We start from the raw sequence: 14,596 nt of genomic DNA, 5'->3' as shown, positions 1-14,596 counted from the left end.
ACCGCCATGGGCAAGGGGCCCGTCACCGACGACGAGCGCGAAGAGGTCCGCCGGCTGCACGGCGCGGGCAAGGGCCGCAACGAGATAGCGGAGATCCTCGGGCGTTCCGGCCGCACCATCAGCAAGATCGCAGCCAGCTTCGACCCACCTCTCAGCTTCAACCGGGCCGCCGAGGTGCGCGTGGCGACCGAGGTCCGCCAGGCCGACCTCGCCGCCAGACGCGCCGCCCTCGCCCAACGCCTCCAAGACGTCGCCGAACGCGAGCTGGAGAAACTCACCAAGCCGCACACCTACTTCGACTGGGGCGGCAAGGACCACGAGTTCGACACCTACGAGGCACCCGAGCCGACACCGGCCGACAAGCGGGCCCTGATGGGCGTGGTCGCCACCGCGGTGGACCGGTCGATGAAGCTCGCCCCGCCGAAGGATGAGACCGGCACCGAGGAGGGCATCGCCCTGATCACCAACCTGATGTCCGGCCTCGCCGAGATCCACAAGGCGCAGCAGGAGCAGGAGGCCAGCGAGGGGTCCTGATGCTCCAGAACGTCGACCTGCCCCTCTCCCGCAAGCAGATCGCGAGCATCGTCGAAGCCACGGCCCGCATCAACATCTGGCACGGCGCGATCCGCTCCGGCAAGACCATCGCCTCGCTCATCGCGCTCCTCGCCGCGATCGCCACCGCACCCCGGGCCGGCCTCATCCTCATCACCGGCCGCACCCTCGACACCATCGGCCGCAACATCATGGAACCGCTCGTCGACCCCGGCCTGTTCGGGTCGCTGGCGAAGCTGATCGTCTGGACGCCCGGTGCGAAGACCGCGGTCATCCTGGGGCGGACCGTGCACCTGATCGGCGCGAACGACCGCCGCTCCGAGGGAAAGATCCGTGGCGCGACGGTGTCCCTGGTCTACTGCGACGAAGTCAGCCTGCTACCGAAGGACTTCTTCCGCCAGCTCCTCGGCCGCCTGTCGGTCAAAGGTGCCCGGCTCCTGGGCACCACCAACCCCGACAACCCCGGACACTGGCTGAAGAAGGAGTACCTCGACCGCGAGGGCGAACTCGACCTCCGCTCGTGGCACTTCAACCTCGACGACAACCCATCGCTGGACGAGGACTATGTCGCCTCGCTGAAGAAGGAGTACGTCGGCCTCTGGTACCGGCGCTTCATCCTCGGCGCCTGGGTCCAGTCCGAGGGCGCCGTCTACGAGATGTTCGACCCGCTGCGGCACATCGTCCACGACCTACCGAGGATCGACCGCTGGCTGGCCGACGGCATCGACTACGGAACCGTCAACCCGTTCGCGGATGTGCTGGTTGGCTTGGGCGCCGACCACAAGCTCTACGTGGTGGGCGAGTACCGGCACGACTCCCGCATGGCTCGCAAGCAAATGACCGACGCGGAGTACTCGCGGGCGCGCCGACAGTGGCTGGCGAAGGTGCGACACCCGCACTCGTCGACGGTCGGCGTCACTCCAGAGTGGACCGTCGTCGACCCATCCGCGTCCAGCTTCATCGAGCAGCTGCACCGTGATGGCGTGACCGGTGTGACGCACGCCGACAACGCGGTGCTGGATGGGATCCGAACGGTGTCGTCGCTGCTGGCGACCGAGGATCTGCGGATCCATGAGTCGGCTGTCGGCCTGATCGATGAGTTCCCAGGCTATTCCTGGGATGACACGGCGGCTGAGGCTGGCGAGGACAAGCCGATCAAGGAAAACGATCACTCGCTCGACGCGACGAGGTACGCCCTGCGGACGACCGAGTCTCTGTGGCGGCCGTACCTACCGACCCGACTGGAGGTAGCCGCGTGATCGCCTGGTGGTCCTGGCTGCTCACGGCAGTCGGTGTGACCGGCCTGTACTTCGCCGGTCGGAAGCGTGCACTCGGCTGGGCCATCGGCCTCGGAGCACAAGTCCTGTGGGTCGCCTACGCGCTGTCGACTCGGCAGTACGGATTCCTGGTCTCGGCCTTCGCGTACGGCTGGGTGTATGCGAAGAACTTCCGCGCCTGGCGCTCGGAGAAGGGGGTGTCCGATGCCGCTGCCGACGCGTAACGTCGCCTGGCCCCCGCCCCACCTCCGGCCCGCCCTTGACGCCATGCACACCTGGGACACCTGGTGGTCTGGCGACCCCGACCGGCTGGAGTCCCTGTACGGCGCAGGGCACGGCGGAGGCCCCGACCCCAAGCCGGTCCAGTTCTCGGACGGCGTGATGGGGAAGATCGCCCGCTGGTGGTGGGGGACCCCGACCGCACCCGGCGAGCGCCGCACCAAGCTGCACGTGCCGATCGCCGGAGACCTCTGCGGCGGATCCGCCAACCTCCTCTTCAGCGAGCCGCCGACGCTCACCGCCGCCGACGACGAGGCCACGCAGAAGCGCCTGGACCAACTCGTCGACGACGGCATGCTCGCCACCCTCCAGACCGCCGCCGAGGTCGGCGCCGCGCTCGGTGGCGTGTACCTGCGGCCCGTATATGACGTCGACATGGCGGACCGGCCGTGGCTGGACGCCGTCCACGCCGACCGCGCAGTCCCGGAATTCCGGTGGGGCCGGCTCGCCGCGGTGACGTTCTGGCGGATCGTCCACGAAGAGGACGGCCAGGTGTGGCGGCACCTCGAGCGGCACGAGCCCGGCGTCATCGAGCACGGCCTGTACCAGGGCACGAAGGCCAAGCTCGGTCGCGTCGTCCCGCTCGAGGACCACCCGGCGACGCAGGCCTTCGCCGAGACCGTCGACGAAGAGGGCCGGATCGAGACCGGTTTCGACGGCCTGGACGTCTCGTACATCCCCAACGACGTGTCCCGCCGCTGGCGCCGCGACACCGAGCTGAAGGACCTCGGACGGTCCGACCTGGACGGTGTCGAGCCGCTCATGGACTCGCTCGACGAGACCTACGCCTCGTGGATGCGGGACATCCGGCTGGGCAAGGGCCGCATCGTCGTTCCGGACGCGTACCTCCAGTCCAACGGGCCCGGCCGCGGCGCCTCGTGGAACCCCGATCAAGAGGCGTTCGCGGGGATCAACATGCTCGCCCGCGGCGACGGCGCGCAGCTGACCGTCGCCCAGTTCGCAATCCGGGTCCAGGAGCACCGGGACACGGCGGAGGACCTGGTCAACCAGATCCTCCGCAGCGCCGGCTACTCGGGGCAGACGTTCGGCATCGGCGGCGACGTCGCCATGACGGCGACGGAGTCCAACGCGAAGGAGCGCCGGTCGATGACGACCCGCGGCCGCAAGATCCTGCGGACACGGCCCGGCCTCGGCAACGCAGTTGAGGCCTTGCTCGCCGTCGACCGGCACGTCTTCGGTACACCAGTGGTCCCGCAGCGGCCCTCGATCGAGTTCTACGACTCGGTGCAGGAAGACCCACTCTCCCTGGCCAACACCGCCGACGTGCTGAAGCGTGCTCAGGCCGCGTCGACGGAGACGCTTGTGCGGATGGTCCACCCCGAGTGGGACAAGACCCTGGTCGAGGCGGAGACGAAGCAGATCCTGGCGGAGACCGGACAGGCAGTGCCGGACCCGATGCAGACCGGCGCGCTTCCGTAAAGGAGGTGAGCGGCCATGCCCGTTTCCCCGGCCATGGCCGAGGACCTCGCCTCCACCGTCTCCACGCTGTACGAGCAGGTGGAGATGGTCCTCACCCAGCGGATCCGCCAGGCGGCCGCCGACGGGATCGACGCCCCGACCTGGGTCGAGCAGAAGCTCGCCTCGCTCGGCAACCTCCAGGCTGGTATCCGCTCCGTCGTGGACGCGCTGAGCGTCGACGCATCCGGCGCCATCCACCAGGCAGTCACCGACGCGTACCGCCGAGGCCAGCAGGCCGCAGTGGCGGAGCTCGGCGCGCTGCCAGCAGGCGTGACCCAGGCGGTCGCAGACGCGATCCCGAACGCTGCGGTCATCGACCGGCTCGCTGCCGCGCTGGTCAACGACACCCGGCCGGTGCATCTGCGGATCTTGCGCGAGTCGATGGACACGTACCGCGACGTCATCGCTCGAGCCTCGGCTGCTCCGCTGTCTGGTGCCCAGACACGCAGGCAGGCCGCGCAGTCGGCGCTGGACGACTTCGCCAACCGTGGTGTCACTGGCTTTGTCGACAGGTCTGGCCGCTCCTGGAACCTGTCGTCGTATATCGAGATGGCGACCCGGTCCACAGTCGGCCGTGCCGCGATCGAGGCGCACACGGACCGGCTCGGTGAGGCCGGAGTCGACCTGGTGATCGTGTCGCGGGCACCGGAGGAGTGCCCGCTGTGCCGCCGCTGGGAGACCAAAATCCTCGTCCGTTCTGGCCAGCCTGGGGCGCGCACCATCGAGGTCGAGCACGCCACCGAAGACGAGCGCATGGTCAAGGTGCGGGTGGCTGGCTCGCTCGAGGAGGCGCGGGCTGCTGGCCTGATGCACCCGAACTGCCGCCACACCATCAGCGCTTACCTGCCTGGGTTGACCAAGGAGCCTGAGCCGGTCCCGGCGCGCGGCACGTACGAGCAGTCTCAGCAGCAGCGCTACCTCGAGCGGCAGGTGCGGAAGTGGAAGCGGCTCGAGGAAGCAGCCACGGACGACGCCACAGCGAAGACACGGCGGGCGCGGGTGCGCGCGTACCAGGCGAAGATCCGCGAGCTGGTCGACGAGTCGGGCATGCCGCGCAAGCCACGCCGCGAGCAGCTGGCCAAGCCGTCGCCGCAGCAGAAGGCGGAGCTCGGCGAGCAGCAGCCGGTGACGCCGCCGGAGCCGCAGGCGGTGAAGCCGCCTGCTCCGCCGGAGCCGCAGGCTCGCGTGTCTCAGGCGACCCGGGACCGTATCGAGCAGGTGCGGCGCGAGCTGCCGAAGGACCGCTCCGAGTGGGTCGATGGGCGGTTCCAGGAGGTCGACAACCGCGACCTCATCGCAAGACGTGAGCAGTCGATCGCTAACGCCGACGTCCGCCTGGAGCAGGCCCGCGCGGATCGTGAGGAGATCGTCAGGGCGAAGGAAGCAGAGTTCCGGGCGCGGCGCACACCGAAGGCGAAGCGGTCGGATCTGCTGGCCGAGGCGACGAGGAGCGTCGACGACTGGATCGCTTCCCTCGAACGTGGTCGCGAGCGTGACCGTGCTTCATTGGAGGAGCTGCGCAACAAGCCTCCGGAGTTCAAGTGGCTCTACCGCAAGCAGCCTTCAGGCGAGCTGCTGCCGCCGAAGGAGTACGAGCAGCACCTGGACAGGGTGCTCGATGCCGGTCAGGCGCTGGAGGGCGATCTACGGAGCGCGCTGGACAACGACCAGCACCTCGCGGAGCTGCGGGAGAAGGTCGTGCGGCTGTCGCAAGGAGCGAAGCCGGACGCTGATGAGCTGCGTGCAGCTCAGGCTGCAGTCGCGGCGCGGGAGGCCGAGACGGTCCGTCGGCTCGTGGCGGACGTGCGGAAACTGGGCGGTCGGATGACCACCAAGGTGGCTAACTCCGACTTCATCGCAGCACGCGGACGCGGCACGACCGCGGTCCGTGAGGACTGGGAGGACGTACTCGACGAGGCGCTGGGGCACTTCCCACGTGAGTGGCTGGACCGCATGCGGTCCACGCCGCTGGTCATGGTGGGGGCCCGCCGGGCTCACTACCAGGGCCGCGGCGGGGGCGACGGCTCCGACCTGATGGCACTCGATACGGACGCTCCGACCTGGTACAACGGCGCATTCAGCTCGTATGCGGCGGAGGTCGCCACGCACGAGCTGGGGCACCGGATGGAGCAGTACGTGCCCGGCCTGCGTGAGCTGGAGTACACGCTGGTACGCAGGCGCGCCATGTTCCAGGGGGTGCTGGGGTCGGCGAGTTCGCTGCAGTACGTCTATCCGGGGTCGTCGTACCGTGACGACGAGATGACCTACCGGGACCGATGGGCGGACGCTTACGCCGGCAAGACCTACGAGGCGGCGAACCCGGGCGACCCTGCGTCGGTGTCGTCGGAGGTGTTCCAAGTGGGTCTGCAGGATCTGTTCGGTCGGTCTGGGCGCCGCTTCGACAATGAACCGGACCTGCAGAGGTTCGTCCTTGGCTGCCTTGCGCTGCTGTGAAAGGCTGGATGCGTGGCTTGGAGAGTGGAGTCCCGTACTGAAGCGGGCCGCTGGGTTGCTCACGATGGGAGCCGGTGGTCCGCTGACGATGCGACTCGCCCTCACATGATCGCTCTGGGGGGCGGGGCGCAGCCGCTGACGCCGACCGGTCCGTACTACACACCGACAGGTCCGGACGACGAGGTCGCTGCGTACCTGACCGCGGTGCGTTTGGTGCCTGCTCCGCAGGTGTCTGGGCAGCCGCCGCAGGTGCCGAGGCTGCCTGCTGGTGATGACCCGCCGGACATCGTCTACTAGCTCCATCTCTTTGGAGGGCCCGCCTGGTGCGGGCCCTTTTTCATGCCCGGATCCGGGCGTCTGATCTTCCGCCCGCCAGGCGCGGGCCGGATCGCACAAAGCCCCGCCAGGCGCGGGGCCTCTTATCACCGACGCGCACCAGGAGTGCACGCATGCAGAAGCGAACCCTCCCCAGGCTCCAGCTTGCTGGCGGCGGCTGGGCACACCCCTACGGTCACGGCCCTTTCGCCCCGTTCCTGTACGCCGACGGCGGGGACGGAGACGACTCCGGATCCGACGACAGTGGCGGCAGTGACGACGGTGCGGCAGACGACGGCAAGGGCGACGACGCCGGCGGGACCGGCGACGACGACCAGGACGACGACGGCGCGGCCAAGGACGAGAAGCCGAAGCCGCCCGCCAAGAAGGACGGCGACGAGACCCCGGCCGCGACGATCGCCAGGCTCCAGAAGGAGCTGAAGACGGCGAACGGCGAGTCCGCGAAGGCCCGCACGACCGCCAAGAAGCAGGCGGCGGACGAGGCCCGCAACGAGATCGTCCAGGAACTCGGCAAGGCCCTCGGCCTGATCAAGGACGACAAGGACGCCCCGCTGGACCCGGCCGCCCTCAAGGCGCAGGTCGAATCCGCGACGGCCGCCCACAAGTCCACGGCCATCGAGTTGGCGGTCTACCGGGGCGCGGCCAAGGCGGGCGTCGACCCGGACGCGATCACGGACTCCCGCGCCTTCATGGCGTCGATCCAGGCTCTCGACCCGTCCGACGAGGGATTCGCGAAGGCAGTGACGGCCGCCATGAAGAAGGCGGCCGAGGACAACCCCAAGCTCAAGGTCGCGACCGCTCCCAAGCGGACGAGCAGCGACTTCTCCGGTGGGGCCGGGAGCTCCTCCGAACCCGACAGCATCGACGAGATCCGCGCCGCGCGCCGTAAGCGCCGGACCGGATAGGAGGAAACACCCTCATGGCCAACACCATTCTGACCCCCGGTGCCATCGCTCAGCAGGCTCTCGCCTCGCTGTACGAGGCCACCGTCATGGCGAACCTGGTCCACCGCGACTACGAGAACGAGTTCGCCCGGAAGATCGGCGACGCGGTCACCATCCGCAAGCCGGCCGTCTTCACCGCGAACGAGTACGAGCGGTCGTCCGGCATCACGGTCCAGGACGTCACCGAGACCTCGGTGAACCTGACCCTGAACCACATGGCGGACGTCAGCTTCGCGGTGACCGCGGAGGACCTCACGCTGAAGATCGAGGACTTCGACGAGCAGCTCCTCACCCCCGCGATGGAGGCCATCGCGCAGAAGATCGACCGCGATCTCCTGGCTCTGCGGGACGACATCGTGGCCGAGGTCGGCGACGTCGCGGCGTCCGGCCCGCCCGCGACGTACCTGTGGTCCAACCCGAAGGTCCTGATCGAAGCCGGCAAGACGCTCGACATCGCCAAGGTGCCGAGCACTGAGCGGCGTGTGGTCACCGGTCCGACGACCGCTGCCGAGTGGGTCGCCGACCCGCTGTTCCACGAGGCGGACAAGCGCGGCAGCACCGAGGGCCTCATGGAGGCGTCGCTGGGCCGCCGGGTGTTCGGTTTCGACCCGTACATGACGCAGAACATCGCGGTCCCCAGCCCGCAGGGCAGCGGCATCTCCACGACCGAGGTCGGCCTCGCCTTCCACAAGACGGCGCTCGCGCTCGCGTTCCGTCCGCTCGCCCTCCCGAAGGGCAACACGAACGCCGCGATCGCGAACTACAAGGGCTTCGGCCTGCGGGTGATCTACGGGTACGACATGGACAAGAAGCAGGACGTCGTCTCCATCGACTGCCTGTACGGCACGAAGGTCCTGGACGCCAACCGGGCCGTCCTCATCAAGGGCCTTGACGGCTGATCCTCTGCGGCCGCCAGCTCGCGGCGGCCGCACTGTCCACGCCCAGCACTCCAGTCAGGAGACCCCCATGGCGTACCAGCGCCGCATCGTCACTCAGTCCATCCGGCTGACCGGTTCCCCGGTCGGCGCCGCCTCCACTGTTGTGTGGCGGGCGCCCGTCCCCTGCACGGTCGTCCGGCTGCACGGCTACCGCTCCGGTGGGGCCGCGGCCGCCGTCAACGCGAAGATCGGCGCGACCGCCGTCCTCGCCTCCAACCTGACCGCCGGCAACAGCGCCTTCGCCTCCGCCGTCCCGACCGGCACGGCCGGAGACATGGCGGCCGGCGCGGTCCTGGCGCTGGACGTCATCAGCGGTGACGCCACCACGGTGATCATCCAGGCGGACATCGCGATCGACGCCGACGTCAACGACCTGCCCTGATCGGAGGCGCACACCGCATGTTCGTCTACCGCAACAACAACACGGGCGATGTCGTCCGGTACGAGTACCGGTCGGCGCGGCTCGACATGCTGCCGAACTGGGAGCTGCTCCAGGAGCCGGAGGCACCCGCCGGGCCGGAGCCGCAGGACCCCGGCCCCGCCACTCAGGAGCCGGGGCAGCAGGGCGGCGCAGAGACGCCGCCCACGGAGCCACCTGGTGGAGGTGGAGGGGACGGAGACGGGCCGGGCGCACTCGAGCGCCCGGCCCGCTCCGCGAACAAGGCCGACTGGCAGGCGTACGCCCGCTCGCTCGCGCAGGACTCCGACGAGGAGGCCGCGATCGACGGCCTCACCAAGGAGCAGCTCATCGAGCAGTACGGGAGTGACGACTGATGGCACTCTCCGGAACGCTCCTGGCCGTGGCCGCTCACGCGGAGCTCACCCAGGCGCTCGACCTCGGGGCTGGCCGGGCGCCGCAGTCGCTGACACGGAAGATGCAGCTGGCCAGCGGTACGGGCGTGGGCAAGGCTGACCGCGTGTGGTCGGACCGGCGCACGATCGCCGCGTCCGGCAGCGAGGACCTCGACCTCGCCGGGGTGTTGCTCGACGCTTTCGGCGCGGCGGTCACCTTCGCCCGGGTCAAGGGCCTGATCATCGCCGCGGCCGTCGGGAACACGAACAACGTCGTCGTCGGGGCCGCTTCGGGCAGTCCGTGGATCACGCTGCTCGGCGCGACGCACACGCTCACCCTGCGCCCGGGCGCGTTCGTCGCGGTCGGCACCGGCGAGACGGACGCGACCGGCTACGCCGTGACCGCCAGCACCGGCGACCTGCTGAAGATCGCCAACTCGGCGGGCTCGACCGGCGTGACCTACGACATCCACATCATCGGCTCGAGCACGTAGCCGACCTGACGCGGTGAAGGGGGCCCTGGTGGCCCCCTTTCCGCATGCCTGGAGGACGGATGAACATCACTTTCAACGTGGCCTTGGGCAGGACGGCGTATTACGCCTCGCTGCCCGCCGCGTCCGACGGTCTCGTCATGGTGCCGCTGGAGGCCGCCGGCCTCGTCGACGACGCCACGATGCGGGACTACGACGACCTGCAGGCGCTCCTCGCGGGAGCGTCGAACGAGCAGACCGGCATGGGCCGTAAGCCCCTCACCGGGGTGACGGCGACAGTGGACGACACCAACGACCGCGTGAACCTGGACGCGGCCGACGTCACCTGGACCGCCGCCACCGGCGCCCCGATCGGCGCAGTCGTCATCTGCTACGACCCGGACACCACCGGCGGTACGGACGCCGACCTGATCCCGCTGACGAAGCACGACGTCAGCATGACGCCGGACGGGTCGGATTTCACGCTGACCATCTCGGACTTCGCACGGGCCACCTCGACGGCCTGACACACGGGGGTGGATGATGGGACGGCTGTGGACGTGTGGCTTCGAGCTGCAGAGCACCTCAGCGGAGGCCGGCGTCAACTCTGGTGCGATCGTCACCGGTACGCCGTCCATCTCCACCACCGTGCGCCGCGCAGGCACCGCCTCCCTACGCTGCAACCCCACCGTCGCCACGGGGTTCGTGGAGCATCAGTTCACCCCGGGCCTGGTCATGCGGAGCATGCACCGCCTGTACCTGCGCGTGGACGCCTACCCGAGCACCAACACGAACATCTACAGCATCGGCCAGGGCGGGTATTTCCCGGCGCTGCTGCGGCTCCAGCCTGACGGCCGGTTGGTGCTCAGGGATGGCTTCGTCGAGACCACCCTCGCGGGCACCTCCCCGGTGCTCGATCTGGGCCGCTGGTACCGCATCGAGCTGGACTACACCGACGTCGCCGGGGCCCTCACCGCCGGAGTGGCCGCCTTCAAGGGCTACCTGGACGGCACCCTGTTCGCCGACGCCCTGTGCACCAACACCAACGGGGTCAGTCGCGTGCGCATGGGCGTCCAGCTCGCGGCGACGACCGACCTGTACATCGACGACGTCGCGATCAACGACACCGCCGGCAGCGTGCAGAACGGGCTCCCCGGGCCCGGCAACGTGGTGCACCTGCGGCCCAACGCGGCCGGGGACGCCAACCTGTGGGCGACCGCGGTCGGCGGCACGGCCGGCGCGGCGAACAACTGGACCCGCGTAGCCGAGCGGACGCCGGACGACGCGACGTCCTACAACCAGACCGCCGTGACTGGTACGACCGCCATCGACGACTTCAATGTTGAGTCCCCGGCGGCGGTCGGGATCGGCTCGGGGGACGCGGTCACGCTGGTGCAGGTCGGCGGCCGGGTCGCGTCGAACGCGGCGACGGCCGCGAGCATCGTCTACCGGCTGAAGGGCCAGGCGGGCGGCACGGTAGCCGAGTCCGCGTCGGTGTCGGTGGCGAACACCGCGTGGTCGGTGCACTCCGGGGTGTCCCCGCGCCCGTATTTCCTGACCGCGTACACCAACCCGCAGACCGGGGCGGCCTGGTCGCCGGCCGCGCTGGAGGGTCTGCAGGTCGGCTACCGCGGCAACGTCTCCCAGACCACCGTGCGCAGGGTGAGCACCCTGTGGGCGCTGGTGGAGTTCGTGCCCGCGACCGCGCAGGCGCTGGGCACGGCCTCCGAGACGGGCATCGCGCAGTCTCTTGGCCGTACCAAGACGATGGCGCTCGGCACCGCCACGGAGACGAGCGCCGCGCAGCCGGTCGCCGCCGCCCTGCCCGGCACCCCGATCAGCGCGCTCGTCGACGCCTTCGACGACGGCGTGGTGGACCCGGTGCGCTGGCCGGACTCCTACGAGGCCGGCGGGTTCCTCGAGGTCGGCGGCCGGGCCCGGGTCGCCTGCAACGTCGGCTACAACGCCTTCGCGTCCGATCCGGCGTACCGGCTGCGCGAGTCGTCGGCGCACGTCCGCCTCTGGCCACCGGCCGCCGGCGGGGCGACCGACGAGGCGTGGGCACAGCTGCTGATCCAGACGACCACGCTCGGCACCGACGCGATTTTCGAGGTGTCGGCGGTCGCCGGGACCCTGATCATGGCCAGCCGTACGGCGTACTGGGACCCGGAGCAGGTCACGATCCCGTACGACCCGATCGAGCATGCGTGGCTGCGGGTCCGGGAGGCCAGCGGCCAGCTGATGTGGGACACGTCGCCGGACGGGGTGACGTGGACCAGCCGGCGCACCATCACCTCCCCGGTGTGGGTGGGGGATACGACGCTGCAGGTGCAGCTCATCGCCCACCGCGACGGCGGCGTCGACGACTTCGCGGAGTTCGACAGCTTCAACGTTGTCCCCGGCGGAGGCACGGAGGCGGACCTCGTCCCAGCCACCGAGACGGGCAGCGCGCAGGCCCTGGCTGGCCGGAAGACACTGGCGCTCGGCACCGCCGTGGAGACTTCCGCCGCGCAGGCCTTGACCGGCCGGCGGACGCTGCTGCTCGGCACCGCGGGCGAGACGTCCGCCGCCCAGGCGCTCGGCCGCGCGCGGTCCCGGGCGCTGACGCCTGCGGCCAGCACCGAGGCAGGCCATGCCCTCGCCGGAACCAAGCGGTCCGCTCTCGGGGCGGCTACGGCCACCGACACGGCGCAGGCTCTCGGCCGGGCGAAGCAGACGGCGCTTACCGGGGCTACGGCCGTGGAGACGGCCCGCTCGCTCGGCCAGGCCAAGCAGATCGTCCTTGGCGCCGCGGTACAGACCGAGGACGCGCGCACGCTCGCCAGCGGACGCACTGCCGCACTCGACCCCGCCGGGGAGAGCGCGGCCAGCCAGCCCCTCGGCCGGCGGAAGGCGCGCGCGCTCGCGGGCGCGGCTGGGACGGAGACCGCGCAGCCGCTCACCGCGGCGAAGCGGGCTGCCCTCGGTACCGCGTCCGAGGCGACCGCCGGTCAGCTGCTCGTCGGCCGGAAGGCTGAGGCGCTCGGTGTCGCTGGGGAGACGAGCGCCGCGCAGCCGCTCGCCTCGGCGTCCGGGCTGACCCCAGCCGAAGAGACCAGCACCGCCCTGCTCCTGGGGCGGTCGAAGACCACCACGCAGGGCGTGGCGGGTGAGGTGGGTGAGGCCCGGCCGGTGGGTCGGGCCAAGCGGCAGACGCTCGGCTGGGCGGCCGACACGTCTACCGCGGGGCCGCTGGCAGGCGGCCTCTACCAGGCGCTCGCCCCGGCCGAAGAGACGAGCACGGCTCTCCTCTTCGGCCGGGCGAGTACCCGGGCACTGCCCACCGCAGCCGAGACGTCGGAGGCGTCCACTCTGGCCGCCGGGTCGGTCACTGCGCTCGACCGGGCGCGGGAGACCGGTACGGCTCGGCCCGTGACCGGCCGCAAGACGCAGCCCCTGCCCGCCGCTGGCGGGGTGGACGCTGCGCAGTCGGTCACGGGCCGCAAGGCGCTCGCCCTGGGGACTGCCGCAGAAGCGACCTCCAGCCAGGCCCTGGCCGGAGCGAAGCGGCGCCCGCTCGGGCCCGCCGTGGAGAACAGCCAGGCGCAGCAGCTACTCATCCCGGGCCGGGTCGACACAGCGGAGGAGGAGACGGCCGCCCGGCCGCTCCGCCCCGGGAAGACGCGCGCGAGCGGGCCCGCGCTCGAGACCGTGGCAGCGCGTCCGGTCACCGGCCGGAAACGGGCCACGCTCACGGCCGCTGCTGAGACCAGCGCCGTCCGGCCGCTCGCGGGCAGGAAGACCCGCGCGCTCCAGACAGCGGTCGCGGTCGACGAAGCCGGGCAGCTCGGCTCCATCACCCGCCTCCACCTCGGCATCGCCACCGAGACGACACGGGCCCTGATCGGCCCGGCGATTCGCCTCACCTGGGCGGCCGAACGGGGCGAGGCCCGGCCGATGACAGGCCGTCGGCAGCGGCCCGCCGACCACCTGGACGCCACCACCAGCGGGCCGGTGCTCACCACGAGCACGAGCGGTCCGGCCCTGACCACCAGCACCAGCGGGCCCCACCTGGCGGCCACATCGACCGGAGGAGGCTGACGTGCCTGATGTAGGGGACCTCGTCACCGCACGGCTGGCCGTGACACCGGCCGACGAGACGACCACGGCGGCCCTGCTGGTGACCCGGCCGGACGGTACGACGGACACGCCCGTGGTGACGTCCGCCGAGGGTGGCGCGGTGTGGACGGCGCCTGTCGTCTACACGCTGGCCGGGATCTGGCTGCTGCGGTGGACGGTGGCGGGCACGGGTGCGTCGGTGGAGACCGAGACGGTTGCCGTTGCGCCGGCGCCCGCGACGATGGCGGACGTCCGCTCGTACGCGACGACCACCCAGCTCGCCGTGTTCCTGCACGCTGCGCCGCCGCTGGACGCGGTGAAGCTCCTCGAGCGCGCGACGGAGCTGCTGGACTCAGACTTCCTGAAGGCAGCGCTCTACGACACCGACGCGGACGGCATGCCGACCGACCCGGTGGTCCAGGCCGCGTTCGCCGAAGCCACGTGCGCCCAGGTGGAATTCTGGGGTGAGGTCGGCGAGGAGACGGACATCGCGGGCCCGCTCCAAGGCGTGACGCTCGGCTCCGTGAGCCTGCAGTTCGGCGCTGGCGACAACCGCAGCAGCCCGGACTACTACGCACCCAAGCTCGTCCGCGCAATCCAGACCATCCCCTCGGACAAGCTGCGCTGGATCGCGTCCACGGGCGGCTACTGATGGCCCGTATCCCCCGCCGGTACCTGATCCACACGATCATGGTGGAGCCGTACGCCGGCGAGTCCAGCACCGGCCCTGTCTACGGGACGGCCACCCCGGTGCCCTGCCTCCTCGATGAGCAGACCCGGGCCGTCCGGACGCCGGGCGGTGAGCAGGTGACGTCCACGTCGACCGCGTACGCCGACCTCACGGTGACGGCCCCTCCCCTGTCCCGGGTCACCCTCCCGGGCGGCCGGACCACGACGGTCATCCAGGCCAAGCGACGCGACGGCAAACGCCTCGGCACCCCCAACCACCTGGAAATCCAACTCGAGTGAAGGGGGAC

14 protein-coding genes are annotated in these 14,596 nt (G+C 70.7%); all 14 read left to right on the top strand.

The window, feature by feature from the left end; all coding sequences use genetic code 11:
- The first annotated feature begins 6 nt into the window (after window positions 1-6).
- A complete protein-coding gene (locus ACFYQA_RS08320) occupies window positions 7-534 on the top strand; it encodes a helix-turn-helix domain-containing protein (RefSeq protein WP_388913330.1) in 528 nt (175 codons plus the stop codon).
- A complete protein-coding gene (locus ACFYQA_RS08315) occupies window positions 534-1,811 on the top strand; it encodes a PBSX family phage terminase large subunit (RefSeq protein ID WP_388913326.1) in 1,278 nt (425 codons plus the stop codon). Before ACFYQA_RS08320 ends, ACFYQA_RS08315 begins: the two co-directional genes overlap by 1 nt.
- Window positions 1,808-2,053, top strand: a complete 246-nt coding sequence (locus tag ACFYQA_RS08310) for a hypothetical protein (protein WP_388913323.1) — start codon at window positions 1,808-1,810, stop codon at window positions 2,051-2,053. The genes ACFYQA_RS08315 and ACFYQA_RS08310 overlap by 4 nt, the downstream gene beginning before the upstream one ends.
- The gene (locus ACFYQA_RS08305) at window positions 2,034-3,548 is read left to right on the top strand and encodes a phage portal protein (protein WP_388913320.1); all 1,515 of its coding nucleotides are present in this window, start codon (window positions 2,034-2,036) and stop codon (window positions 3,546-3,548) included. The genes ACFYQA_RS08310 and ACFYQA_RS08305 overlap by 20 nt, the downstream gene beginning before the upstream one ends.
- 33 nt (window positions 3,549-3,581) lie before the next feature.
- On the top strand, window positions 3,582-6,041 hold the full coding sequence (locus tag ACFYQA_RS08300; RefSeq protein WP_388913317.1) for a phage minor capsid protein: 2,460 nt from the start codon (window positions 3,582-3,584) through the stop codon (window positions 6,039-6,041).
- Window positions 6,042-6,490: 449 nt separating this feature from the next.
- Window positions 6,491-7,282, top strand: coding sequence for a hypothetical protein (locus ACFYQA_RS08295; protein WP_388913315.1), 792 nt, complete (start codon window positions 6,491-6,493; stop codon window positions 7,280-7,282).
- Between the two features lie 14 nt (window positions 7,283-7,296).
- Window positions 7,297-8,220, top strand: coding sequence for a P22 phage major capsid protein family protein (locus ACFYQA_RS08290; RefSeq protein ID WP_388913311.1), 924 nt, complete (start codon window positions 7,297-7,299; stop codon window positions 8,218-8,220).
- Between the two features lie 67 nt (window positions 8,221-8,287).
- Window positions 8,288-8,641: a hypothetical protein gene (locus ACFYQA_RS08285; RefSeq protein WP_388913308.1), complete on the top strand. Its 354-nt coding sequence runs from the start codon at window positions 8,288-8,290 to the stop codon at window positions 8,639-8,641.
- A 17-nt stretch (window positions 8,642-8,658) separates the two neighbouring features.
- On the top strand, window positions 8,659-9,033 hold the full coding sequence (locus ACFYQA_RS08280) for a hypothetical protein (protein WP_388913305.1): 375 nt from the start codon (window positions 8,659-8,661) through the stop codon (window positions 9,031-9,033).
- Entirely contained in the window at window positions 9,033-9,545 is a 513-nt protein-coding gene (locus ACFYQA_RS08275; protein ID WP_388913302.1) for a hypothetical protein, read from the top strand. The genes ACFYQA_RS08280 and ACFYQA_RS08275 overlap by 1 nt, the downstream gene beginning before the upstream one ends.
- Before the next feature lie 59 nt (window positions 9,546-9,604).
- Window positions 9,605-10,048, top strand: coding sequence for a hypothetical protein (locus tag ACFYQA_RS08270; RefSeq protein ID WP_388913299.1), 444 nt, complete (start codon window positions 9,605-9,607; stop codon window positions 10,046-10,048).
- A 13-nt stretch (window positions 10,049-10,061) separates the two neighbouring features.
- On the top strand, window positions 10,062-13,601 hold the full coding sequence (locus ACFYQA_RS08265; RefSeq protein ID WP_388913296.1) for a hypothetical protein: 3,540 nt from the start codon (window positions 10,062-10,064) through the stop codon (window positions 13,599-13,601).
- A gap of 1 nt (window position 13,602) precedes the next feature.
- Window positions 13,603-14,271 (top strand): hypothetical protein, encoded by a 669-nt coding sequence (locus ACFYQA_RS08260; RefSeq protein ID WP_388913293.1) that lies wholly within the window; start codon window positions 13,603-13,605, stop codon window positions 14,269-14,271.
- Window positions 14,271-14,588 (top strand): hypothetical protein, encoded by a 318-nt coding sequence (locus tag ACFYQA_RS08255; RefSeq protein WP_388913290.1) that lies wholly within the window; start codon window positions 14,271-14,273, stop codon window positions 14,586-14,588. The genes ACFYQA_RS08260 and ACFYQA_RS08255 overlap by 1 nt, the downstream gene beginning before the upstream one ends.
- Window positions 14,589-14,596 lie beyond the last annotated feature (8 nt).

The sequence above is a fragment of the Streptomyces sp. NPDC005774 genome, assembly GCF_042871645.1.
Classification (GTDB): Bacteria; Actinomycetota; Actinomycetes; order Streptomycetales; family Streptomycetaceae; genus Streptomyces; species Streptomyces pratens.
This window is presented reverse-complemented; position numbering and strand designations above follow the sequence as displayed.